Raw genomic sequence first — 543 nt, forward strand, 5'->3', positions numbered from 1 at the left:
GAGAGTTTCCCAAACTTTGTGTAACTGCTTATAATCCACTAACAGGAGAATAAGCAATGACTAACCAATCTGACATCAAGAAACTGGCTGAGCAAATGGCCAGCAGCATGAAAAGCTTCGATGACATCAAAGACTTTCAAAAGCAGCTCATGCAGTCCTTCATCGACACTGCCCTAGAAGCAGAAATGGAAGAGCATCTCGGCTACCCCAAGCATGAAAAGGCAGACAGGCCTAATAAGCGCAATGGGCACACTAAAAAGAGAGTCCGTAGCGACACAGGCGAGCTTGAGATCTCCACCCCAAGAGACCGCGACAGTAGCTTTGAGCCTGTACTTGTCAGTAAGCACCAAACCCGTATTTCAGGTCTTGATGACAAAATCATCAGCTTTTACGCCAAAGGTCAAACCACTACTGAGATTGTCGAAACCATCAAGGACATCTACGACGTCGACATCTCAAGCAGCTTGGTTTCCAGAGTCACTGACAACATCTTGGATGACATCACCGCTTGGCAGAACCGGCCACTGAGCAGCGTCTATCCTA

The 543-nt window shown here is 47.3% G+C and carries 1 protein-coding gene; it reads left to right on the top strand.

Features of this window, described 5'->3' with window-relative positions:
- Nucleotides 1-56 precede the first annotated feature (56 nt).
- Nucleotides 57-543, top strand: a 487-nt coding sequence (locus tag ACH0AB_RS11960; protein WP_007116366.1) for an IS256 family transposase, incomplete at its 3' end; no start/stop codon positions are given.

It is taken from the genome of Moraxella sp. 179-F 1C4 NHS (assembly GCF_045370505.1).
Classification (GTDB): Bacteria; Pseudomonadota; Gammaproteobacteria; order Pseudomonadales; family Moraxellaceae; genus Faucicola; species Faucicola tetraodonis.